This window comes from Nocardia sp. NPDC056541 (assembly GCF_042794235.1).
Lineage (GTDB): Bacteria > Actinomycetota > Actinomycetes > Mycobacteriales > Mycobacteriaceae > Nocardia.
This window is the reverse complement of record NZ_JBHTUD010000011.1, coordinates 1-22156: the sequence shown is the minus strand read 5'-3', so window position 1 is coordinate 22156 and position 22156 is coordinate 1. Positions and strand designations below refer to the sequence as shown.

Below are 22156 nucleotides of genomic sequence, written 5' to 3'. Positions count from 1 at the left end.
ATGTAATGGTGTGCGAGGTGAATATGCCTGCTGCCGTGGCATTTTCGGGGTTGCTTCCGCTCGTGGTAGAGGAAGTGATAGATGAGGGTACGCAGGACTTGGTGCGAGCGCGGGCGGCTGACGGCCCGGCCGAATACCCAGGTTGCGGGGCCGAGTCTGTGCGGGTTCACGGATACCACCAGCGGACAGTGACGGGCGTGCCGCTGGACGGTCGCCCGGTGGTGGTGAAGGTACGGGTTCGTCGGCTGTGCCCAATGGTAAACTGCCGCAGTATGTTTCGCGAGTAGGTGCCCGGTGTGCTGTAGCGGTATCAGCGACGCGCCGCACGGTTGACCGGCCAGGTCCGGCGGTGTGACTGGAGCCCTCTGAGCAGGTCCAGTGGATGTGAGAGTTCTTGACGCACCACAATGGGTGCAGGAGGACCAGGACACGACATGGCACGACGACACAGCCCCGAGCAGATCATCCGCAACCTCCGCGAAGGCGAGAAGCTGATCGGGCAGAGCTTCTCGATCGAAGAGGTGTGCAAGCACCTCGAGATTTCCGAGGCTTCCTGGCATCGCTGGCGGGCCAAGTACGGCGGCAATGAAGTCCGACGACGCGAAACGGCTCAAGGAGCTCGAGCGGGAAAACGCGCGGCTGAAGGAGCTGGTCGCCGAGCAAGCCCTCTCGATATCGGAAACTTCTGAGCCCGGACCGACGTCGCAGAGCCGTCGAGTTTCTGCAGCAACGGTTTCGGGGTCACAACGGCGCGCCTGCGCGGTCGTAGGCCAGTCCAGGTCGGTGCACCCCGACCACCCACCAATCACCGAGGTCGACACGATGTTGCGTGCTCGACTACGCGAAATTTCGGCCAAACATCCGCGGTGGGGATGGCGCAAAGCCCAGGCGTTGTGCTGCGGCGAGGGTTTGGTCACTAACTATCAATGCACCCAACGACTTTGACGGGAGGAAGCATTTGAAACGACCTCCTCATGCTCGGAAGAAGCGGCGGATCGGGCCCGGCCGCAACCAGCGATTGCGGGCAACGATGCCTGATCAAATGGGCGTTGGATTTCCAGGTCGATGTCACCGTCGACGGCCGCCGGGTCCGGTTCCTCAACGTCATCGACGAGTTCAGACAGGAGGCGTTGGCCATCAGGGCATTTCGATCTTGCACCGCCGACCAGCTCGTCGGTGTGCTCGATGGGATCATCGCCGACACTGACCGGGTGCGGGCCCATATCCGGATGGATAACGGCACCGAGATGACCGTGGACGCGATGTGGGATTGGTGCCGGTTCACCGGTCTCGATGCCTCGTTCATCGAGCCTGGATCACTGCGGCAGAACGGCGTGTGCGAGTCGTTCAATGGGCATTTCCGCGATGAATTCTTGTCGTGCGAGGTATTCCATTCCTTGACCGAGTTTCAGCAACCGCTACAACTCGCATAGCCGGTGGACCCGCAATTTGGGCCCAATCAGAGCTTGCTGGTCAAGAACCTGAGAAAATCCTCGCGCCCGTCAGCGGTGAACATTCGGCCCAACCGATCCGGTTGTCGCGCTCTGCGCGTGCTGATCGAGTTCTCGGTCGCGTTGTGCAGATAGGCGACGCCGTGTACCACCTCCGGACGGTCGTGGAAACTTCGACGTACTGTGCGAGGTACTTGCAGTTGCCGCGCACCTGGTCGATCGGATGTGCTTGTTCGTCCGACAGCCCACTCGCCCGCACGATTCGGTCGCTGTTGTACGCCAGCTCAGCTTGACTCCACCGCTTGAGCTCGACGACGAGCAAAATCATATCCCACGTGTAGCCCAACACGATTGTCTTGCAGCACAGGCTATTCAGCAGACCACCACGACAGAGGCCCGATTACCACGCCGGAAACCGCGCCAACTCCTCCATCTCGACGGCGACAGTTCCGCCACCCAACCGTGACGTGCATCCGGCCATCGGAGCGGTAGAGCACTTCGACATCGCCCACGCCTACGTGGAAGCCTCAGACCCTTCCTATCCCGACCGTGACAGCAAGTGATCAGCGGTCACCCGCACCGACACGCACCACTCAGCCTGTCCGGTACGACATCGCAGGATGGACACCGTTCCGCGGCCACCGCTCTCACCGTATTGTCAGCCGCCCGCAGTCGGGCAACCCGCGCTGGCCGCCCCTTCTGAACATTGGCGGGCATCTGGCGGGCGCGTCTCTTTGCCGCGATCCGCTGGAAGATTGCTCTGACCTCAGCCGCCCTGTCCAGCTCCTCATAACCCACTGCTCGGACTGCCCGCTGGTACTGCCCTAAGATTGGCTCTGGGTCACGCGTAGGACGCCTAGAACGATCGCCTCAACGGTAGTACGCCTCTCGTCACCGGAGGGAACCTTGGCAGGTGGCGAAACCTGCCGATCGCCGCCCCGCATAGCCCGCGCATTCCGCCCCTTTACCGCGGCCTTACGTCGCTTCGCTCTACCTCCACGACGAGGTTCACCAGTTGCGCGCTGTTCTTGGACCGCACCGAATTAGAGCGGATCGCGCGGATCGTTGTTTGCCGGATCGAACCGCGGATCTTGATCGCCTCGGTGCGCCCGATTCGCATACCAGTCACGTACCATCACGGCCCCGCTTCGTCCGAATATCAGCTCGCGCACTTCGCGCATACCCGACATTACAAGTGACCACCGACACACGTATGGCAAAGCATCAAGCAAACAGATTACGAATTACTGACCGGACACAGCACCGATGCGGCGAGCGTCTGGCCACGAGTCACATCCGTTGCGGTGCCGCCATCTGAGCTTCCCCCGCTTTCTCGGAGAGCTCTGACTGTGGTCCGATAGGACCGGAAGGAGTCATTCGTGGCAGCACCGAAGAAGTACCCGGACGAATTGAAGGCGCGGGCCGTGCGGCTGTATCGGGAGTCGGACCCGAAGCCGACGATCCGGAAGCTGGCAACGCAGCTCGGGGTGCATCACGAAGCGTTGCGGCTGTGGATTCGCCAGCGGAGACTGATGTCGGCGAGCGAGACGATCGCCCGACGACCGACATGCTGGCCGAGAACCGAGCCCTGAAGAAGCGGGTCGCGAAGCTGGAGCGAGTCAATGCCGTATTGCGTGACGCGAGTGCGTATTTCGCCTCGGAGCTCGGCCAGACCCGACTGTGATCGTGGCGTTCGTCAGCGAACATCCACAGCACCCGGTCGAGCTCGTATTGCGGGTTCTGGGCATCGCGTCCTCGACCTATTACGGCTGGTTGCGGCAGGCGCAGACGCCGTCACGGCGGCAACTGGCCGATCAAGTGCTGCTGGCCGAGATCGTTGACATCCATACCCGCTCCGGCGGAACCTACGGGTCACCACGCGTCCACGCGATGCCGGCTCGGCGCGGGTTCTCGGTCGGACGCAAAACGAGTCGAGCGACTGATGCGAGGGCGGGTTTGCAGGGCGCGTTCTTGCACAGGAAGTGGCGGCTGGGCTCGACCCGCCAGGATCGGCGTGCCACCCCAGCTCCGGACCTGGTGAATCGTGACTTCACTGCCGGCGAGCCGGACCGGTTGTGGGTTGCCGATGCCACCCGCATCGTCTGCGGTGAGGGCGTGTTCTGGCTGGCCGCGGTCCGGGACGCGTTCTCGAACCGGATCGTAGGCTGGAAGTGTTCGGACCGTTGCGACACCGAACTGGTCCTCGGAGCTCTCGAGTACGCGGTCTGGACCCGAGATGTCCGGGACGGGCAGCTGGTTCATCATTCCGACCGTGGGTCGGCCGGTGAATTCAACTGGTCGACGCAACATTTCGTTGTTGAAGCGATTATAGATGCTGTTCCATTGCCTCGGCCGGAGTCCGCCACCCGAGAACCTTCCGCGGTCGCGTGTTGAGCGTGTGCGCGACGGCTGCGAGGTCCTTCCCCGTCCACCGCGATAGGTCGGTTCCCTTCGGAAAATATTGACGCAGAAGGCCATTGGTGTTCTCGTTGGTTCCGCGCTGCCATGGGCTGTGAGGGTCGGCGAAGAAGACCGGGAGGCCGGTCTTCGAAGTCAACTCGGCATGGCCCGACATCTCTTTGCCCCGGTCCCATGTCAGGGTCTTCTGCATCGGCTCGGGAATCTTTGTCAACGCCGCCCGGAGCGCTTTGTTCATCGAGGACGCTCCGTAGCCACTGAGCGGGGTGCCGTTCTTGACCGGTGCAGTCTTCCTCCATCCGCGCTCGCGGGGCAGGTGGACCAAGACTGTGAATCGGGTGGAGCGGTCGACGAGGGTGCCGATCGCGGAGCGGTCGGTGCCGATGATGAGGTCGCCTTCCCAGTGGCCCGGTTTCGCGCGGTCCTCGGCTTCGGCCGGCCGGTTACCGATCAGCGCCTCGGGAGTGATGTGGGCCCAGGCGACGCGTTTGGACCGAGCCCGGGGCATGCGCAGTGCCCGGCCGGTCCGCAGGGTCAGGATCATTTCCCGATCGAGGGCACCGCGCTCGGCGATGTATAGCGCCTGGTAGATGGATTCATGGCTGATCCGCATCGAGTTGTCGTCGGGGAAGTCGATCTCCAGACGCCGCGCGATCTGCTCGGGGCTCCATGCCTGGACCCATTGCCGGTCCGCGCGGTGTGGTTTGTTGCGGCCGGTCCAAGTCCCCCGTCGCCGGCCCGGCGGCAACCCGGCCGTTCGCATCGGCGATCCGCCCGGCCAGGCGCTGCTGGACATAGTCCCGAAGTTGTTTGTTTTCAACGAGTTTCGCTGCCTTGGGCGTCGGGCGAACAGTTCGGCTTTCCATTGAGCCACCGAGGCGCGGTAGTCGAGCTTGCCGCTGCGGGTCGCTGCGTTGCGCCGCAGCTCACGAGAGATGGTCGACGGGCTGCGACCCGCGCCTGCGCTATCTGCCGTACACCCTTGCCCTGCACTCTCAACAGCGCGATCTCCTCACGCTCGGCGAACGACAGGTAGCGGCCGCCAGGCGGGTTCCAGGAATACGGTGACATCCCACCAGCATCGCGGAACCATCGCGTCCCTTTGACAGGCGATACCCCTACTGCGACACCGGCTTCCGTCGGCAACAGGCCCTCAGCGATCTTGTCCCAGAAGAGGCGCTCCATCGAGCGCTGGTGCCCAGGAGCACCCGGCGATCGCATCGGTGATCGTCCGGTGACTTCTCGCATCCAGTCTGACGGCCGTCCCAAAACACCCTCCGTTACCTCGGGTGTTGCGTCCACCGGTTGAGCCTGAGGCCTACACGGCGATCCGTTTCGCTAACCGCCTGGCCGACAACGGAATAGCACAATCCATGGGGTCTGTCGGCGACAGCTACGACAACGCTCTCATGGAGAACTTCTTCTCAACCTTGAAGACCGAGTTGGTGTATCGGAACAGTTGGCGGACAAGGGAAGACGCCGAGAACGCCTTCTTCGCCTACATCGATGGCTGGTACAACACCCAGCGGATCCAGAAGAAGCTCGGTTGGCGATCACCCGACGAGTACGAAGCCAGCTATCATCACCGGGTTCCTGCTGGAACCAGATAATCCGCTCTCCGGATTAGCGGGGGAACCTCATTGGTGGCGTGGGTTTTGATCTTGTCCGGGGAAATGCCGAGTTCCCCGCCTGCGCTTGTCATATTCAGTGCCCGCCCCTCGTGTGATGCCACCCCGGGTCAGCGGGCACTCCCTGGCCCGTGACCTGCGATGTCGAACCTGATCGACCAGGTCGAAACCACCGAAAAGAACCGGCAGGAAAGACCTGCGGCACGCAGTGCCAATCGCCGAGCGTAGCGGATACGACAGGGTTGGTCCGTGCGGTGAAATCGATGGAACCGGAAGGGGCTTCGGTGCGTCTAAGGACGTGAAGGAGTGCCATCTTCTTTGCACATTGGGCTCACACGATGGAGCATGGCTCGACTGTGGGCGTCTCACGAGCGACGGGAACTCGCCAGGGTGAAATTGTGGGGCGGTGTCGTAGGCTATGCGGAAGGACGGGGTGGCCGGGTGTCGGGAGTACTCGGAGCGGCCGTGGGGTTGGAGCGGGGTCCGCCGGACGGTATGGCTCAGTGATCGGGAAAGACGGAGGATGCTCGTGCGGCGACGGTCTGCAGTGGTGACCACGGTGGTGTGTGGGGTACTCGCGGTGTCGGGGTGTTCCACCACCGAGAGCGGGAACGCACAGCCGAGTTCGGCTGACCCAGCGGCGGCTGCCGCGGCACTGTGGGATCCGTGCAGTCAGATCCCGGACTCGATGTTGACCAGCTTGGGGCTCGACGTGGCGTCGAAGCGATCCGGCATCCTCGGGGCAGAAGAGCCAGGCTGGAAGATCTGCGCGTGGGATGACGCTAACTACCCCTCCGGCTTTGGCATCGGTGTCTTTTCAACGATCCATACGGTCGACGAAGTGCGGGCGAAGTCGACCAACATCGAGTTCAAGGACGTCGTGATCGCAGGCCGCGACGGTGTGCAGTTCCGGCAAAGCCACTACGACGCTAACGAAGACTGCTCGATCGTCTTTCCGACGTCGACTGGATTCACGCAACTCGACATGCTCAACAGCGGCGTCAAAGAGAAGTCAGTGCCGCCATGCCAACGACTGCAACCGATCGCGGAAGCGATCGTCCCGCTCTTTCCCAAATAGAACTTTCGAAATCAGGGGGTGTCATGACTTCAGAAGACGAGAAGTCCCGCTGGCAGTATCTGAACGAAGAGGCGAAGGCAGGCCGCCTCTACCTCGACCCCTCGGTCGCGACAAGTTGTCGCGACGCAAGCAACAAGCAGATCGACCTCTTTGTCCAACTGAAGAACGACCTACAGTACGTCTCCTCCGTGTCTGGTCTCGGCCGGTTCAATGCAGCTGACGAGCTTGCAAAGATGCTCGGCATGAAGGCCATTGGCGGAGAGCGTGATTTCGACACCGCCTTCAAAGAGCACATCGAGGTGCTGACGTTGATCCGGGACACCATCGAAATCTCTGTGAAAAAGTACGAGGACCAGCAAATAGCCCAAGCGCAGGCAACAAACGCGTTGGGCAACGGCTACTGATCCACGTCTGCCGCTGACCAGTCGACCCGACAGGCAGTCACATCTGCTGCGGTGCCGCGATTCCCAACTGACCCAATCCGAGCTTCAGAGTGCGGGCACTCAACTGGCACAACGCGATTCGATTTGACCGGATCGGTTCGTCAGCCGCGAGGACAGGGCACGAGTCGTAGAAGCTGGTGTAGTCGCGGGCCAGTTCGTATAGATAGCCCGCCAGCCGGTGTGGCTCCAACGTGTCGGCCACCTCGGCGAGGACAGTGCTGTAGCCATCGAGGCACAGAGCGAGTTCCCGCTCCGCTGGTTCCATCGGCCCGCCGATATCCACGATCGCCGAGGTTGCGGCATCAGCTTTGCGCAGGATCGAACAAACCCGGGCGTGGGCGTACTGCAGGTAGACGCCGGTGTTGCCGTTGAGCGTGGTCATGCGGTCCTGGTCGAAGGTGTAGTCCTTGACCCTGGATGTCGACAGATCCGCGTACTTCACCGCACCGATTCCCGCCTGCTCGGCGATGGCATCTAGCTCCGCCGACGAAAGGTCCGGGTTCTTATCGGCGACCACCACACGCGCACGCCCGACAGCTTCGTCGAGCAGATCCATCAACCGAACCGTTCCGCCCGCACGGGTTTTGAACGGCTTGCCCTCGGGCCCGAGAATGGTGCCGTATGCGACGTGAGCGATCTCGATCGACTCAGTGAGCCAACCTGCCCGCCTTGCCGCCTCGAACACCAGCTGGAAATGCAGAGCCTGCCGTGAGTCGGTGACGTACAGCAGCCGGTCTGCGTGCAATGAGGTGATGCGGTAACGGATGGTGGCCAGGTCGGTGCTGTCGTAGCCGTAGCCACCGTCGCGTTTGCGGACCATCAGGACCGCCGGCTGATCATCGGGGCCTTTGACCTGTTCGGACAGCACGACGACCGCACCGTCACTCTCGACCGCGACGCCCTTGTCCTGTAGTTCGGCGACGGTGTCGGCGAGCTTGTCGTTGTAGAACGACTCACCGAAGTAGTCGTCCGGAGTGAGCAGCACACCGAGCCGGTCGTAGATCGCGCCGAACGCCTTCTCGGACTCCGCGACGATCTCCCGCCAACGGGACACCGTGTCAGGGTCACCGGCTTGCAGGGCAACCACACGAGTCCTGGCCCGGTCCGCAAAGCCTGAATCCGAGTCGAATTGTTTCCTGGCCGCCTTGTACAGACTGTCGAGCGCCGACACAGAGCTGGAGTCTTTATCGAGTTCCTCTGTATGCCAGGGGGATTCGGGGTGCTCGTCGATGTATTGGATGAGCATGCCGAACTGTGTTCCCCAGTCACCCAGGTGGTTCGCGCGGACGACATCGGCGCCGAGGAACCCGAAGACCCGGGCCAGGCTGTCGCCGATGATGGTGGTCCGTAGGTGCCCCACGTGCATTTCCTTCGCCACGTTCGGCGCCGAGTAGTCGATGACGACCCGTTGTCCGTCTTCGGCGGTGGGGACGCCGAGCCGGTCATCGGCCAGGCGCGCTGCGACGGATTGCCACACCGCGGTATCGGCCAGGGTGATGTTCAAGAACCCTGGGCCTGACACTTGTACATCAGCGATCACACCATCGGCGAGATCGATCTGAGTGACGAGCTCAGCGCCGAGCTTCGTCGGCGGGACACCGACCCGCTTCGCCAACGGCAGCGCGGCGTTGGATTGGAAATCCGCACGATCGGAACGTCGCACTACCGGGTCCGCATCCGCCGCTTCCGGACGGACTCGGGCGATCGCCTCCGACACAGCGGCAGCGACACGTCCGAGCAGCGGCACAACACCGGCAGAGCTCACCTTGGGTTCCTTTCGCGTGGATGGTGAACTCATTGTCCCAAGCACATCAAGCGGAATATCGGCCGCGACTCAGCAGATCGCGCCTCCCTGCACTGAGCGTGGACGGGCAGCAGGCTCGGTAGCAAGCACAAGTCACCCACAGACGTACGCTGACCTGCGAAGTCCAACGCTTTCCAGAAGGGTGTGCTGATGACCGTCACTGCTGGCCGGTTCGCTGTCGGATTGATTGCCGCGGCCACATTGGCGTTGGCAGGATGCGACGGCAATCCGCCGACGACAACACCTACGGGGTCGGTGTCGCCGACGACGGCGTCCGCGCCTTTGTTCGAGGGGCCCGCTGCGTCGACGTCGTCGACCCGCCTCCCAGAAGCCACCACCCAGGCCACTTCGACTGAGTTGACGCCGCACGCCTCACCAGCACCACCCGCATCCTCACCCGCGATCCAACAATCAGAGCCGACCTTCTTGTATTGCGAGAACGGCACCGCGATATACAGCGATCAGTCGTACGTAGTCGGGGACCCACGCTGTCCACAGCCCACCGCTAACGAAGACCCGCACGGTCGCGACTACCAGTGTGATGCGCAAGGAACCAACTGCACCTACCCCGATGGCTCTCCGGTCCCGGGTTATCGGCGGTGCGGCACACAGTGTGGTGAAGCACCGACTTCTGGTGAGGTTCAACGCAAGTGGATGGAATGCATCGCTGTGAAATCGGTGGAGCAATGTCGAGCGGAGCAGTGAGGAGTCGTCGATAAAGTCGCTGCGCCCGTTCCAGAGCCCATACCTCTGGGACGAGGAAGAACAGCCAACAGACCTGCGCCCCGCCGTGTATCTGCGAGACCGCATCTACTGTGACCAGACCCTCCGTACCCCACCCATGAAGCGCCTTGATACTAGGGTTGACCATATGGAAAAACGCGTCCAGGTGAAGATCTGTGGTATCAGGTCCGAACTCGACCTCGCTGCGGCGTTGAGTGCTCGGCCCGACGCCGTGGGGTTCATCTCTGGCATCACGCACTTCAGCGAGGACGCGCTCACACCGGAGCAGGCCGCCGCCCTGTCCGCGCAGGTATCGAGCCGAGTCGGCGCACGCTCGGTGAAGCGTGTGCTGGTCACCCACCTCGAAGACGCTGACGCGATTTTGCAGCTTGCGCAGACGGTCGATGTCGAGGCTATCCAGGTGCACGGCTTGGTGAATCGAGCCAACTTGCGAAAGGTGTACGAGCACAGGGGCAATCGCGAGATCCTGCGGGCAGTTCATGTCACCGACGAGGGTGTGTTCTCCGCCGTCGAGGATGTCGCCAAGTATTGCGACGTTATCCTTCTGGACTCGCGCACGCCCAGCCGTCTCGGGGGAACCGGGCAGACACACGACTGGAACATCAGCAAGAAGATCGTCGAAGCGATGGCCGGGCGCAAGGATGTGGCGTTGGCCGGTGGTCTCACCCCGGACAACGTAGGTCAGGCAATCGACCTCGTGCAGCCCTATGGTGTGGACGTCAACACCGGCGTCGACGACGCCGGGGGCAACAAGTCCAAGGCGGCATGTGCTGAATTCGTCAAAGCCGCGACCCGGGAGCTCGCCTCGACTTGTCGTCCAGCACAACAGCACTGAGCACCAGCGCCCCGCCGATCACCGCACCCACCGTGATCGGCGTGTTCGTGAAGATCGCACTCACCACGGCCGCGAAAACGGCTTCGTTGAGTCCGATGATGCTCGCAGTTGTCGCGTCCAGGCCTCGTAGGCCCAACCAATAGAGGCAGAAACCCGGTCCGAGCAGTAGCGCCCCGACCAGGACGAGCGATCCGGCGGTCCGGGCGTCCGGTGGATCGGTCAGGATCAGTCCGCCGCCGAGCACACTGGCCACCACCAACTGCCATCCCGCCGACGCGATCGTCGGTCGCTGTGCCGACTCCCGGGCGATGAGGCTGACCAGCAGCGCGACACACACCGCGCTACCGACCGCGAGGACACAGCCCAACAGCGCTCTGTCCATACCGATTTCAGCCGAGCTGCCCGGTACCGCCACTGCCACCGCGGCACCGACCAGCACGAACTCGACGCCGACGAGCACCGTCGGTCGGCGCCGCCCGCGCACTATCTCGGCGGCGAGCAACAGCAATGGCGCGATCAGGTGCAACGCCACCACCACGGGCAACGGTCCGCATTTCAACGCTGCGACGAACAGCAGCAAGTTGGCTGCCTCGAGCGCGCCCAATCGCACATAGAGGCCGGGCGATTCCAGCAGTGTTCGAATCGGACCTTGGCGGCGTGCACCCGCGACAAGCAGCAATGTCACCCCGCCCCCGGCAGCGACCAGCGCCGAGGAGGCGAGGGAACCCTCGAGCGCCGCCAGCGCGGCGCTCGACATGCCCCACACGAAGGTCGCCGCGAGCATGATCCACGGCGACGATCGGGTGAGCGATGACCGGACTGCGGTCAAAAAATGTAGGTCACGATAGGCAGCACCACAGCAGTGAACCCGCCGAAGACGCCCGCCGCAATAGCCCGCTGGGAGAAGTTGGGGAATCGGCTGGTCAGCCAGGCGAGTGTGCCGAACGCGAGCACGAAGGTGCCCCACACGATCAAGCCACCCGCGGCAGCACGCTCAGGGAGCGGGGCCTCCTCGGCCAGGCCCGCCTTCAACAGGGCTCCGAGCCCTACGATCGTCAATCCGGCGGCCGATGCCAGCACGAACATCGCGAAGCCCACATGGCTGTTCATCACCAGCCGGCGTGACCCCCATTCGGTCACCACCCGGCCATCGCTGTGGTGCGCGCCGTCGACCTGGCAGATCAGGTCGAAAACCCTGCCGGGGTTGACGGTTTCGGCGACCGCGGTTCGCGCGTGCACCATGGCCTCGACGGCCAGGGTCGTCGAGTATGCGGTGATGAACCCCTCGCTCGATGTCCGGAATCCGCCGCGACTCGGCAGTTGCTGAGTCATCACCTGCAAATCGAACAACGCGGTCAACGCCGCACGGACCGCCGGATGAAAGATCAGCGTGCCATCGGCGACCAGCACGGCACCGACTGCCGCATGCAGCCCGAGGTGGGTCCAGATGTGGGCGACATCGCCGCGCAGGAAATGCTCGTCCCCGTTGCAGTTGGCACCGCTGGCGAGCCCGTCGAGCATCCGTTCGATCGCCAGCTCGGATGCCCGCCGCGCCCGCCTGCCGCCCACCGACGCGTACTCGGGACGGGCCAGCACCGTGGCGATGTGTGCCGCCGAGTACAGCGGTTCGGCGCGGACGTCGTCGGACAGCATCGTCAGCGCCAGAAAGGTCACGCCGCGCAGCGTCGCCCGCGCCACTTCCACGTCGTCGGCCGCGTACGGGGCGAGTGCGTGCATCGCGGCAGTCGTCGCGGTCAGGGACACGGGGCCGACAGATCCGGACATCCGATACCCGCCCGATTCGGCATCTTGTTCCTGGATCAACGTCCTGATGCACTCGCGGACGTCGGAATCAGCGTCGGCCACCCCGAGGCAGTGCATCGCCCGCAGTTGCCACGCGATATCGATCGGACCCGTGAACTCCCCCGCACCCGCGGTGGGCGGCACGATCATCTGCCGACGTACCAGATGCAGCACCTCGGCTGCCCGCGGAACGGGAATGCCTGCCGCGGTCAGCGCGCACACCACCTCCGCGGTGTTCTGCGGATTCGGCGGCACATCATGGACCCAGCCCCAGCCTGCCCCGCCCGCGCCATCAGAGAATTGGTAACGCTCGAACCACTCGACCGCCAGTCTCATGCGTTCATCGAGATTGGACATGTCCCCACCTAACCGATCTGTGTCGAACCCATTCCAGCCCAGGTTCTTTCACTTACTAGATGCTCCCAGATGCCCATTGAGTTCACGAGCACCGTGGCGAACGACCTATGAACCCGCAGGTCCTGTCGGTGGGCGGCGTAGTGTCACGCATATCGGCGTTGCGGGTGACCAACCGGAGGTTCGCGATGGACGTGCTGCTCGGGATCGGAACACGTAAGGGTTTGTTCTTGGCTCGTAGCCGGGATGGGCGGGCCAGTTGGACGGTGTCGCCGCCGCAGTTCCCGGTGGCTGACGTGAAGGCGCTGGCGATTGATACCCGGCGGGGGACGCCACGGGTGCTTGCCGGGGTGTTGAACAGTCATTTCGGGCCCACATTGGTGGTCAGTGATGATCTCGGGGAGACGTGGAGCGAGCCGGATGACGCGCCACTGGCATTTCCCGAGGACACCGGGGCTGCGTTGGGCGGCGTGTGGCAGATTGCGCCTGCTACCGAGGCCGAGCCGGATGTGGTGTACGCAGGTGTCGAGCCGTCTGCCCTATTCCGGTCAACTGATCGTGGCCGGACGTTCGAGCTGGTCAGAGGGTTGTGGGACCATCCCCATCGGCCGCAGTGGGAACCGGGTGGTGGTGGGTTGGCCTTGCATACTGTGCTGCCGCATCCGGTCGATACGCAGCGGATGGCGGTGGCCATGTCCACCGGTGGGGTTTATCAGACTGCCGACGGCGGCGAATCGTGGACGCCGACGAACAAGGGTGTCACCGCGGACTTCATGCCCGGCGAATTGCCGGAATGGGGGCAGTGCGTGCACAAGGTCGCTCTCGACGCCGAGTCGCCGAGCACTATGTATTTGCAGAACCACGGTGGGGTGTTCAGGAGCACCGATGCGGGTGTGAGCTGGCAGTCGATCGACGGTGGGTTACCGCCGTCGAATTTCGGCTTCCCGATCGTCGCGCATCCGCGTAAGCCGGGGGTGATCTACACCTTCCCGCTGGTGGCGGATATGGATCGCTTCCGCTTTCCGCCCGATGCGGTCTGCGCGGTGTATCGCAGTGCGGACGGCGGCGAGACGTGGTCGAAGCTGAACGACGGCCTTCCCACGGTCCCGTTCTGGGCTGCGGTCATGCGCGATGCCATGTGCGCCGACGACGCCGACCCGACCGGCATCTATTTCGGCACCCGCAACGGCGAAGTGTATTGCAGCGCGGACGAAGGCGACCATTGGCAGCTCGTGGCCGACAAGCTGCCCGACGTGCTGTGCGTGCGCGCCGCGGTCATCGGATAGCGCGATGGCTCGCGTCTGCCTGCCCTCCATGCTCCGCACCTATGTCGACGGCGCCAAGGAACTCGATGTCGACGGTGCGACTCTGCAACAGGTCCTCGATGCGCTGCGCGAACGATCACCCGGTTTGGAGCGCCGTCTCCGCGATGAACGCGGGGTTTTGCGCCGGTACGTGAACTTCTATATCGACGGTGACGAATGCCGTCTTCTCGACGGCCAGGACACCGCTGTCGGCGCACGTACCGAGGTGATGATCATCCCGTCGGTTGCCGGCGGATGAAGCCTATTCCATTGGGGTGCAATGAATCCCGCTACCGGTAATAGGGCGTTGCCTGCACCCAATGGAACCCCCGTGAAACAGCCGGGAACTGCGTCAGGTCGACCTGGTCCAGCTGCATCCGTACCGGACGTCCACCGAGGATGCCCTCCAGAATCAGCCGATCCGATTGTGGCTGTACATAACTGAATGTCGCGAGCTTCCACTGGTGTGCCGTGTCTTTCGACAGCGTGATGCTGTGCTGGTCGGTGTCGATTCGAGCGGGGAAGGAGACCAGCGAATCATCCAGCCGCTGCACGGTCATGCCCTGGGGGATATCGAAGATGATGCGGCGGAATCGTTCGGTGGCGCTCGGCATTGTGCTGTTGGACGGTGATCGGCGGAAGTCGACCAGTGCGGGCACCTGCTCGCCCGCGATCGAGTACTCGGTGACGTTCCAGATGCCATAGAGCGGCGACTTGGGCCGTGCGTTGCCGTAGGTGCGCCAGCCGTCGTATGCCTCGACGGTCGTGGCACCGAGCAGCCACACTCCCATCAGCACCTGGGCTGCCAGCAGTATTCGGTTGCCACGCGCAGTGGACAGCAAGGGTGTCGACGTTCGAGCTACGACGGTGCGGCCGAGTAGGGCCCGAACGATCCGGATCACATCCGGTGCGGCCAATACTGTTGCGTACAAGAACAATTGCAGGGCGAACAGCTTCACCGGCACATCGAACGTGAGATTCATCAGGAGCACCTGCAACGCCACAATGACAGCAAGAACAGACCCGATCCCCGCGGTCACCGGCAGGATGAGAAGAAGCGCCGCGACGACTTCCGCCGCACCCAGTGCCATCTCATACGGCTCCGACAGCGACGACTGCGCCCACAGCACCGCCATCGGGCTCATCTGACCGAACGGTTCGACCAGTCGCTCGAGATTGAACGACATCTGCGACGGCAGCACCTTGATCATCCCGTACAGCACAAGGGCGCTCGCCAGGGAGATTCGCAACAGCAACCGGAACCACTCGTACAGTCGCGTGTAGTTCGGGCGGCGCCGGTCGAGGACCGACCAGGCGGCGGTCACCGGCACGGCAACCAGGAGCAGGGTGAAAACAGCCACCCATTTCGCCGCTGTGTCTCCGCTACCGGTGACCGTGTAATCGATGGGTACACCGAAGATCTGGGTGCCGACCCAATCGGTGAGCGGATGCAACGCCGTCCATTCGGCGACCTCGCTCACCATCTCCTGTGGCACACCGAGGGTGCGCAGCAGCGCGTGCAGCAGCCACACCCCCGCCATCCCGACACCGACAACGATGAACCCGAACCGGAAGAGCACGCGGACCGCCGGATGCCACCGCGCCACAGCCTCCCGCTCGATGCCATCGACCTCGGGCTCCCGCTGAGCCAACACCCCTGTAACCATCCGTCACTCCTACGGTCGAAAGCCGTGCGGGTGAGACGCTATGGCAGCAGGCGTGACTCGGAAATCCAGCAAAGTCGTTGCCCCGAGCATTCGGGTCAGGCGTCAATTCACAACGGTCCACACATTGGTGTCCGGCCCCTGGCCGAGGCAGAACATCTCCTCACCGTCGGGCGATGTCGCAACACCCGAACCCACCTCGCAGGGAGCACCCGGAGTGCGAGTACCGAGCAGGGACACCGATTGCACCCATTTCGCGCTCGGGCCCCCGGCTTTGGTGCATTTGAGGGTGCTTCCGTCAACCGCGGTGGCGTAGTCGTCGCCGGGCGGGGTGCACGCGACACCGACTGCGGGTGTCGTCTTCTTCGGTGTGGGCACCGTGGTAGGCACTGCTGTAGTGGAGCTTTCGGGCGCGAGCTCCGGCGTCGTGGCGGGAAGTCGAGCGGCGGCCGAGGGTGTAGTGGTCGCGGTGGCGGGTGCCAGGGCGGTGACCGGTGCCGGAGCGGTCGCGAGCGCAATGGTGACTTTCGCCGGTGCCGGGGTGACGAAGCGCGGCGCGTCCATCGGGGCGCTTTCGTCCTGGACCAGCGGAACGAACTGCAGCGCGACGATTTCGGGGTAATGCCGCGGATGTGGCGGCAGGTGTAGTCGGCGAATCGACGCTCCCGCACCCGGTTACACCGGCCAGAACGGCCAAGACGGCGACAGGTGCCAGATGACGTTGCATGAACAGAATCCCCTCGTACGGAAGCGAACCGGACAGCTTGGCACGACGGAGCACACGGCTGGAAATACGTCGATCGCATGACCGCGGTCGGGCCGAGGCTCGCGGCAGTGCAACAGATCAGCAGGAAAGCCCGCCCCCAGCGCGGGCGCCGATCCACATGCCTGCGCAGTCGATGTCAAACTATGTTGGTACTCAACGCATTACGGCTCCAATAGCTGTGCGGAGCCGGCATCCGGAGGGGGATCGATGCCGAATATTCATCGCGAGCGGGTAGCACGGTGGGCGGAGCGCACACTCGCCGAACAGCGACAGTTGACACCGGGGCAGCGTCGGTTCCTGGCAGGGCTGCTCACTGTGCGTGGCTGGCATCTGCTCGTGGACAGCGGTTCGCCCGTGCCCGATCGGATCGCGGCGTACGCGCTGGGGCGCACGGGGGTTTTCGCACTCGTGTTCACCGAAGCGCTGCCCAGCTCGGCCGAGGTCCTGAAGATCCGCGGCGAGGCCGAACGGACCTTCGCCAGGCTCGTTGTCGGCGGGGCCCAGTTCGTACCGCATTCCGTCGATGTCGTGCTGCTCATGCCGCGCGGCGCGCGGGCTACCTCGGACGGCCGCTATCTCGTCGTCGACGAGGCCGGTTTCGTCGAGACGCTGGCCCGCCGTGAGAAGCGGATGCGCGCTGAACGGGTCAGCGAGCTCGCGGCGACCGCTGCGGAGAAGCTCCCCACGCATCGCTACCTCTGTGCCGACGATGCCCCCGAGGCCGAGACCATCGACGCCGGTGGCCTATTCGACCAGGAGGACCTCCGCGAGGACGCGAGATCCTCCGCGCTTGCCAGACCGTTCAGCGACTGGATGACGTTCCTCGACCCCGATCAGGTGCCGCTCGTCCATGCCACCTTCACCGGCCCGGCCCGGTTCAGCGGTCCGGCGGGCACCGGAAAGTCGGTCGTCGCGTTGCAGCGCATGGCGCACTTCGCCAAGCGCAACCCTGGGCGACTGCTCTTCACGACATTCGTCAAGAGCCTGCCCGCCTACCATGAGCGAGGCTTCGCGCAGATCGCGCCACACGCCGCCGGGCGCGCCGAGTTCACCGGGCTGCATGCGTGGGCGATGGCGTTCCTGGACCGCCGCGATGTCGCATTCCGGTTGAACGACAAAGCCGTCGATGCCGCGTTCGCCAAGTCGTGGCAAGGTGCCCGCGGCGTGTTGGGGCGGGTCGAGGGCACCGACCACGGCTACTGGCAGGACGAGATCAATCGGGTCATCAAGGGCCGCGGGATCACCGATCTGGAGTCGTACAAGCGCGTGCAGCGGGTGGGTCGCGAGGGAATCAGCCTGCGGTCGACCCGCCGTCAATTCGTCTGGGAGCACTGGTATCAGCCCTACCAGGAAGTCCTGGACGCGCGGCATGCCCACGACTTCAACGATGTCATCTCCCTCGCCGTCGACGAACTTCGAGCCCGCCCGCTCGACAGCACCGAGGCGTACGCCATGGTCGTCGTCGACGAAGTGCAGGACTTCACTCTCCGGCAACTGCAGCTGGTGCACCAGATAGCGGGCGGCGGCCCCGACGCACAGCTGCTGCTGGTCGGCGACGGACAGCAGCAGGTCTACGCCGGGGGTTGCACCCTGTCCGAGGCCGGGATCCCGCTCGCCGGTGGGCGTGGTCGCGTGCTGCGGAAGAACTACCGCAATCGTGAAGCGGTGCTGCGGTATTCACAACGTATCGAGGCGGGCAACACCGTCGATGATCTCGATGGCGGGGCCGGCGTCATCCTTCGTGACAGCGATCCCACGCTGCCGGACGGCCGGGCAGCCGACGTTCACATCCCCCGTCGCGACATCGACGGGCTACTCCCCCGCGCGCTCCGTGACGCACACCTGCCGCCGGGGGCCGAGATCGCCGTGATCGTCAACTGGCCGAGCGAGGTCACGCGATACCTGCGGGTGCTGCGCCGGGCGGGCATCAAGGCTGTCTCGCTGGAGAACTACGACGGCTCGCAGGTCGAACCGGTCAAAGTTGGCACGGTACGCCGCGCGAAAGGGATGGACTTCGCCGCCGTCTTTCATATCACCGAGGAACCACCGACCGACCTGGACGCGCTGTCCGGCGGCGCCAGGGATCGAGCCGAGATGCTCGCCAGACAGCTACTCGTCGCCACCAGCCGCGCCCGCGACTATCTCTGGGTCGCCTACCTGTCGGACTGAACTGGGAGGATCAGAACTGTGTACGACAACCCGCGCGCGTGGCTCATCCGGTCGGGCCGTGACGGCCAGCGCGAACACCGCGCACTCGACGAGGGCCTGGCCATCGTCGGCTGGGACGAAATGGGCGACCTCAGCCGCTATCGAACCTGGGAAGAGCTCAAGGCAGCACTGCGCGAGAAGTATCCCCTCGCTACCCCCAATGTGGTCGGCAACTGGGCTGGGCAACTCTGGAAATTCGGCACCGACATCGCGAACGACGACCTGGTTGTCATGCCGCTGAAGCTGCAAACCGGCTATGTCGCGATCGGGCGGGTGGTCGGCCAGTACGAGTATCGCGAGGCCGAGCCCGAGGAATTCCGCCAGGTCAGGAAGGTCGACTGGCTGCGAACCGACATCGTGTGGGAGGCGTTGCGGCCCGACCTGCGCGCCAGTCTCGGCTCGTTGCTCACCGTCTGCGGAATCCACCGCAATCATGCGGCCGCTCGCATCGCCCATCTGGCCGAGTTCGGGACGGATCCCGGATTCGACAGTGACGAGGTGGCCACCGATTCGGTCCAGCTGCTCGCCGAGGCGAGTTCCCATGCTGCGGGCAATCCCCGTCAACTCACCATCCGCAGTCTGCTCGAGCACTGGCAGTTCGAGCGGCGGACCGCGGCGGCGATCGAGGTGATCAAATCCGCCCTCGCCGAGAACGGGCTCACCACCCGGCCGCCGTTCACCGAGGGTGCGCTCAGCGACATCGTCACCATCGTGCCGCTCGATGCCGAGCCCGACACGGTCGCCGATCTCACGGCGGACAGCGAAGTCCGGCAACGGGATTCCAGCGCGGTGGAGAACGTCTCCGACCCGGAACCGATGACCCGTCGGCTGGGGGATCTGCCCGCGACGCTGACGTCGGTGCCCTCGCATGTGAACCTGACCGTCGCGAAGACGACCATGGTGCGTCATCAGTTCTCGCAACTCGCCGTCATCGATCAGGACGGGACCTATCACGGCGCGATCACCTGGGAATCTATCGGCCGAGCCCATATCTCCGGTGACCACCCGACCCTGGCCGAAGCGACCGTGCCCGCCGTCGTCGTCGACCACGACGCTCCGCTGCTCGACCAGATCGACGCCATCTACGACAACGGATTCATCTTCGTGCGCAGCCCTGACCGCGCGCGCGTGACAGGCATCCTCACCGCATCGGATCTCACCCACCAATTCGGCATGCTGGCAAAGCCTTTCGTGCTGATCGAGGAGGCAGAGAACCGGCTGCGCCGCGCCGCCAACGATCATCTCGATCCCGACGACATCAAAGCCGCGGCCCCCAAGAACAGGCGCGCCCACACCACCGAAGCGGCGCACCTGACCTTCGGTGGCTATGTGTACCTACTGCGCGACCCGGTTCGCTGGCGCAAGCTCGGCTGGCGCCTCGATCACAGTCAGGTCCTGGAGTTGGTGGAGCAGGTGCGCGATGTACGGAACGAGTTGATGCACTTCGCCACTGATCCGTTGTCGGCGGGGCAGGAAGCCGCGGTGCACGGTCTGCTGCAACTCCTGCGCACCGCCGAACCCAATCCCTGAGCACAGGGGTGCGGCCGCTACCCGCTGACGGAGAAGGGGAAGATCGGCAGTTTCGCCAGTTGTTCTCCGGGCTTCATGACGAACGAACGTCCAGTGCAGTCGCCGTTCTCCCAGAATGTCTGCGGGACACTGCCGCCGTTGACCACCGAGCCGGCGCCCCGCGGGCCGAGACTGGCGACGCCCAACTCCAGGCAGCTTTCCGGTCCGATCGAGGGCACCTCACCGTGCGGTAGCGAGTGAAGCAAGTCCTTGAAGTCGGGCATGTCCCACCAACAGACCGTGCCGGCGGGGCATGGCTGCGTCAGCAGAGCTGTCGGCGTGCGCGCCGAGATCGTCGCACTCACAGTCGGTTTCACTACGGTAGGTACGACCGCCGTGGTGACATCGACCGGCGCGGCCGGTTGGGCGACCGACGTCACGGCACTGCCTTTCACCGGCGCATCTCCGCTGGCGTCGGGTTGAAACGCCATGAAGACCAGTGCTGCGCCGACGACCCCCGCGACGAGAAACCCACCGGCCACCACCAATTGCACGGTGCGGCGCTTCTCCTTCGTGCCCTTGCTGCTCACCTCGGCGTCACGTCGCCACACACCGAAGTTGGTACTGGAACGCACTTGGCGGGTGTACGACTCGTTCTGGGTGCTGCGATTCTGCGCATCGAGGCTGGCACGACCATGGACGTGCGCCTTCGGCTCGCCCTCGTTGGGCGGGAGTTCTGCACTCACACGCACAGGCTAGTCCCAGACGGCCAGACAGGTTGGGAGAAGCCAAGATTGACCGCGGGGATGGCCGGCTGGAAAACGCAAAAAGGCCCTCCAACCGAAGTTGGAGGGCCTTTCGCAAAGATGTTCCGGCAGTGTCCTACTCTCCCACACCCTGTCGAGTGCAGTACCATCGGCGCAGGTGGCCTTAGCTTCCGGGTTCGGAATGGGACCGGGCGTTTCCCCACCGCTATAACTACCGTAACTCTATGAAACCAGATAGCGCGACACTACGGTCACCCGAATCAACCCCCCGAAAAGGATCGACACAAGTTCCCCTCATGTCTGCTGCAGTGTCTGTTGTTTCAGAAACCGCACAGTGGACGCGTAACACCTTCGTAGTAAGCCCTCGGCCTATTAGTACCAGTCACCTACACCAGTTACCTGGCTTCCAATTCTGGCCTATCAACCCCATGGTCTGTAGGGGGCCTTAACCCATCAAGTGGGAGAGAAACCTCATCTTGGAACAGGCTTCCCGCTTAGATGCTTTCAGCGGTTATCCCTTCCGAACGTAGCCAACCAGCAGTGCTCCTGGCGGAACAACTGGCACACCAGAGGTTCGTCCGTCCCGGTCCTCTCGTACTAGGGACAGCCTTCCTCAAGTTTCTTACGCGCGCGGCGGATAGAGACCGAACTGTCTCACGACGTTCTAAACCCAGCTCGCGTGCCGCTTTAATGGGCGAACAGCCCAACCCTTGGGACCTACTCCAGCCCCAGGATGCGACGAGCCGACATCGAGGTGCCAAACCATCCCGTCGATATGGACTCTTGGGGAAGATCAGCCTGTTATCCCCGGGGTACCTTTTATCCGTTGAGCGACACCGCTTCCACTTGCCGGTGCCGGATCACTAGTCCCGACTTTCGTCCCTGCTCGACCTGTCAGTCTCACAGTCAAGCTCCCTTGTGCACTTGCACTCAACACCTGATTGCCAACCAGGCTGAGGGAACCTTTGGGCGCCTCCGTTACATTTTGGGAGGCAACCGCCCCAGTTAAACTACCCACCAGGCACTGTCCCTGAACCAGATCATGGTCCGAGGTTAGAAGTCCAATACGATCAGAGTGGTATTTCAACGACGACTCCCACAACACTAGCGTGTCGCTTTCACAGTCTCCCACCTATCCTACACAAACCGTACCGAACACCAATACCAAGCTATAGTGAAGGTCCCGGGGTCTTTTCGTCCTGCCGCGCGTAACGAGCATCTTTACTCGTAATGCAATTTCGCCGAGTCTGTGGTTGAGACAGCAGAGAAGTCGTTACGCCATTCGTGCAGGTCGGAACTTACCCGACAAGGAATTTCGCTACCTTAGGATGGTTATAGTTACCACCGCCGTTTACCGGGGCTTAAATTCTCAGCTTCGCC

General features: G+C 63.6%; 19 protein-coding genes, 2 rRNA genes and 2 pseudogenes. 14 read left to right on the top strand and 9 right to left on the bottom strand.

The annotated features are described in order from the left end of the window. Positions 1 to 5: 5 nt before the first annotated feature. The 6 genes and pseudogenes from ACFQ9R_RS20300 to ACFQ9R_RS20275 all read left to right on the top strand — a co-directional run. Positions 6 to 302: pseudogene (locus ACFQ9R_RS20300) on the top strand (transposase family protein); the annotation flags it as partial. A gap of 132 nt (positions 303 to 434) precedes the next feature. After that, positions 435 to 689, top strand: coding sequence for a transposase (locus ACFQ9R_RS20295; protein ID WP_378992436.1), 255 nt, complete (start codon positions 435 to 437; stop codon positions 687 to 689). 285 nt (positions 690 to 974) lie between these two features. Continuing rightward, positions 975 to 1433, top strand: coding sequence for a DDE-type integrase/transposase/recombinase (locus tag ACFQ9R_RS20290; protein WP_378992435.1), 459 nt, complete (start codon positions 975 to 977; stop codon positions 1431 to 1433). Positions 1434 to 2830: 1397 nt separating this feature from the next. Continuing rightward, positions 2831 to 3043, top strand: a complete 213-nt coding sequence (locus tag ACFQ9R_RS20285; RefSeq protein ID WP_378992433.1) for a transposase — start codon at positions 2831 to 2833, stop codon at positions 3041 to 3043. Continuing rightward, entirely contained in the window at positions 2962 to 3135 is a 174-nt protein-coding gene (locus ACFQ9R_RS20280; protein WP_378992691.1) for a hypothetical protein, read from the top strand. Before ACFQ9R_RS20285 ends, ACFQ9R_RS20280 begins: the two co-directional genes overlap by 82 nt. A gap of 2 nt (positions 3136 to 3137) precedes the next feature. Continuing rightward, positions 3138 to 3845: an IS3 family transposase gene (locus ACFQ9R_RS20275; protein ID WP_378992431.1), complete on the top strand. Its 708-nt coding sequence runs from the start codon at positions 3138 to 3140 to the stop codon at positions 3843 to 3845. Here the strand turns inward: ACFQ9R_RS20275 and ACFQ9R_RS20270 are convergent. Continuing rightward, positions 3778 to 5117: pseudogene (locus tag ACFQ9R_RS20270) on the bottom strand (IS30 family transposase). The gene ACFQ9R_RS20275 and the pseudogene ACFQ9R_RS20270 sit on opposite strands and share 68 nt — an antisense overlap. Before the next feature lie 41 nt (positions 5118 to 5158). Between ACFQ9R_RS20270 and ACFQ9R_RS20265 the strand changes: the two are divergent. From ACFQ9R_RS20265 to ACFQ9R_RS20255, 3 genes are all read left to right on the top strand, one after another. Continuing rightward, a complete protein-coding gene (locus tag ACFQ9R_RS20265; RefSeq protein WP_378992430.1) occupies positions 5159 to 5479 on the top strand; it encodes a transposase in 321 nt (106 codons plus the stop codon). A 568-nt stretch (positions 5480 to 6047) separates the two neighbouring features. Further along, positions 6048 to 6575, top strand: a complete 528-nt coding sequence (locus ACFQ9R_RS20260; RefSeq protein WP_378992428.1) for a DUF3558 domain-containing protein — start codon at positions 6048 to 6050, stop codon at positions 6573 to 6575. 23 nt (positions 6576 to 6598) lie between these two features. Then, positions 6599 to 6979 (top strand): hypothetical protein, encoded by a 381-nt coding sequence (locus ACFQ9R_RS20255; RefSeq protein ID WP_378992426.1) that lies wholly within the window; start codon positions 6599 to 6601, stop codon positions 6977 to 6979. A 37-nt stretch (positions 6980 to 7016) separates the two neighbouring features. Here ACFQ9R_RS20255 and argS read toward each other — a convergent pair whose 3' ends face one another. After that, complete coding sequence (argS, locus tag ACFQ9R_RS20250) at positions 7017 to 8783, bottom strand: arginine--tRNA ligase (RefSeq protein ID WP_378992425.1); 1767 nt, start codon at positions 8781 to 8783, stop codon at positions 7017 to 7019. Positions 8784 to 9693: 910 nt separating this feature from the next. On the opposite strand from argS, the gene ACFQ9R_RS20245 reads away from it, so the two are divergent. After that, positions 9694 to 10401, top strand: a complete 708-nt coding sequence (locus tag ACFQ9R_RS20245; RefSeq protein WP_378992424.1) for a phosphoribosylanthranilate isomerase — start codon at positions 9694 to 9696, stop codon at positions 10399 to 10401. On the opposite strand, the gene ACFQ9R_RS20240 is transcribed toward ACFQ9R_RS20245, so the two are convergent. Both ACFQ9R_RS20240 and ACFQ9R_RS20235 read right to left on the bottom strand, forming a co-directional pair. After that, complete coding sequence (locus ACFQ9R_RS20240) at positions 10346 to 11230, bottom strand: EamA family transporter (RefSeq protein WP_378992423.1); 885 nt, start codon at positions 11228 to 11230, stop codon at positions 10346 to 10348. The genes ACFQ9R_RS20245 and ACFQ9R_RS20240 overlap by 56 nt on opposite strands. Next, complete coding sequence (locus tag ACFQ9R_RS20235; RefSeq protein WP_378992421.1) at positions 11227 to 12561, bottom strand: hypothetical protein; 1335 nt, start codon at positions 12559 to 12561, stop codon at positions 11227 to 11229. The genes ACFQ9R_RS20240 and ACFQ9R_RS20235 overlap by 4 nt, the downstream gene beginning before the upstream one ends. A 185-nt stretch (positions 12562 to 12746) precedes the next feature. Here ACFQ9R_RS20235 and ACFQ9R_RS20230 point away from each other — a divergent pair, with 185 nt between their 5' ends. Both ACFQ9R_RS20230 and ACFQ9R_RS20225 read left to right on the top strand, forming a co-directional pair. Then, positions 12747 to 13844 carry an exo-alpha-sialidase gene (locus tag ACFQ9R_RS20230; protein ID WP_378992420.1) on the top strand — a complete coding sequence of 366 codons (1098 nt, stop codon included), beginning with the start codon at positions 12747 to 12749 and terminating at the stop codon, positions 13842 to 13844. Between the two features lie 4 nt (positions 13845 to 13848). Next, on the top strand, positions 13849 to 14121 hold the full coding sequence (locus ACFQ9R_RS20225; protein ID WP_378636379.1) for a MoaD/ThiS family protein: 273 nt from the start codon (positions 13849 to 13851) through the stop codon (positions 14119 to 14121). 31 nt (positions 14122 to 14152) lie between these two features. Here ACFQ9R_RS20225 and ACFQ9R_RS20220 read toward each other — a convergent pair whose 3' ends face one another. Both ACFQ9R_RS20220 and ACFQ9R_RS20215 read right to left on the bottom strand, forming a co-directional pair. Beyond that, positions 14153 to 15529 (bottom strand): DoxX family protein, encoded by a 1377-nt coding sequence (locus ACFQ9R_RS20220; protein ID WP_378992419.1) that lies wholly within the window; start codon positions 15527 to 15529, stop codon positions 14153 to 14155. A 102-nt stretch (positions 15530 to 15631) separates the two neighbouring features. Beyond that, complete coding sequence (locus tag ACFQ9R_RS20215) at positions 15632 to 16090, bottom strand: hypothetical protein (protein WP_378992417.1); 459 nt, start codon at positions 16088 to 16090, stop codon at positions 15632 to 15634. Between the two features lie 409 nt (positions 16091 to 16499). Between ACFQ9R_RS20215 and ACFQ9R_RS20210 the strand changes: the two genes are divergently transcribed. Continuing rightward, positions 16500 to 18461, top strand: coding sequence for a UvrD-helicase domain-containing protein (locus ACFQ9R_RS20210; RefSeq protein ID WP_378992415.1), 1962 nt, complete (start codon positions 16500 to 16502; stop codon positions 18459 to 18461). A gap of 18 nt (positions 18462 to 18479) precedes the next feature. Beyond that, a complete protein-coding gene (locus ACFQ9R_RS20205; protein WP_378992414.1) occupies positions 18480 to 20030 on the top strand; it encodes a hypothetical protein in 1551 nt (516 codons plus the stop codon). 17 nt (positions 20031 to 20047) lie between these two features. Here the strand turns inward: ACFQ9R_RS20205 and ACFQ9R_RS20200 are convergent, their stop codons facing one another. The 3 genes from ACFQ9R_RS20200 to ACFQ9R_RS20190 form a co-directional block, all read right to left on the bottom strand. Continuing rightward, the gene (locus ACFQ9R_RS20200; protein WP_378992412.1) at positions 20048 to 20755 is read right to left on the bottom strand and encodes a hypothetical protein; all 708 of its coding nucleotides are present in this window, start codon (positions 20753 to 20755) and stop codon (positions 20048 to 20050) included. Positions 20756 to 20878: 123 nt separating this feature from the next. Next, positions 20879 to 20995, bottom strand: a 5S ribosomal RNA gene (rrf, locus tag ACFQ9R_RS20195). A 133-nt stretch (positions 20996 to 21128) separates the two neighbouring features. Continuing rightward, positions 21129 to 22156, bottom strand: a 23S ribosomal RNA gene (locus ACFQ9R_RS20190); the annotation flags it as partial.

What these genes read in the sequence shown, in the direction of transcription:
- ACFQ9R_RS20295 (WP_378992436.1), top strand. Translation starts at nt 435, where the DNA reads ATGGCACGACGACACAGCCCCGAGCAGATCATCCGCAACCTCCGCGAA.
- ACFQ9R_RS20290 (WP_378992435.1), top strand. Translation starts at nt 975, where the DNA reads ATGCTCGGAAGAAGCGGCGGATCGGGCCCGGCCGCAACCAGCGATTGC.
- ACFQ9R_RS20255 (WP_378992426.1), top strand. Translation starts at nt 6,599, where the DNA reads ATGACTTCAGAAGACGAGAAGTCCCGCTGGCAGTATCTGAACGAAGAG.
- ACFQ9R_RS20245 (WP_378992424.1), top strand. Translation starts at nt 9,694, where the DNA reads ATGGAAAAACGCGTCCAGGTGAAGATCTGTGGTATCAGGTCCGAACTC.
- ACFQ9R_RS20235 (WP_378992421.1), bottom strand. Translation starts at nt 12,561, where the DNA reads ATGTCCAATCTCGATGAACGCATGAGACTGGCGGTCGAGTGGTTCGAG.
- ACFQ9R_RS20230 (WP_378992420.1), top strand. Translation starts at nt 12,747, where the DNA reads ATGGACGTGCTGCTCGGGATCGGAACACGTAAGGGTTTGTTCTTGGCT.
- ACFQ9R_RS20225 (WP_378636379.1), top strand. Translation starts at nt 13,849, where the DNA reads ATGGCTCGCGTCTGCCTGCCCTCCATGCTCCGCACCTATGTCGACGGC.
- ACFQ9R_RS20220 (WP_378992419.1), bottom strand. Translation starts at nt 15,529, where the DNA reads ATGGTTACAGGGGTGTTGGCTCAGCGGGAGCCCGAGGTCGATGGCATC.
- ACFQ9R_RS20215 (WP_378992417.1), bottom strand. Translation starts at nt 16,090, where the DNA reads ATGGACGCGCCGCGCTTCGTCACCCCGGCACCGGCGAAAGTCACCATT.
- ACFQ9R_RS20210 (WP_378992415.1), top strand. Translation starts at nt 16,500, where the DNA reads ATGCCGAATATTCATCGCGAGCGGGTAGCACGGTGGGCGGAGCGCACA.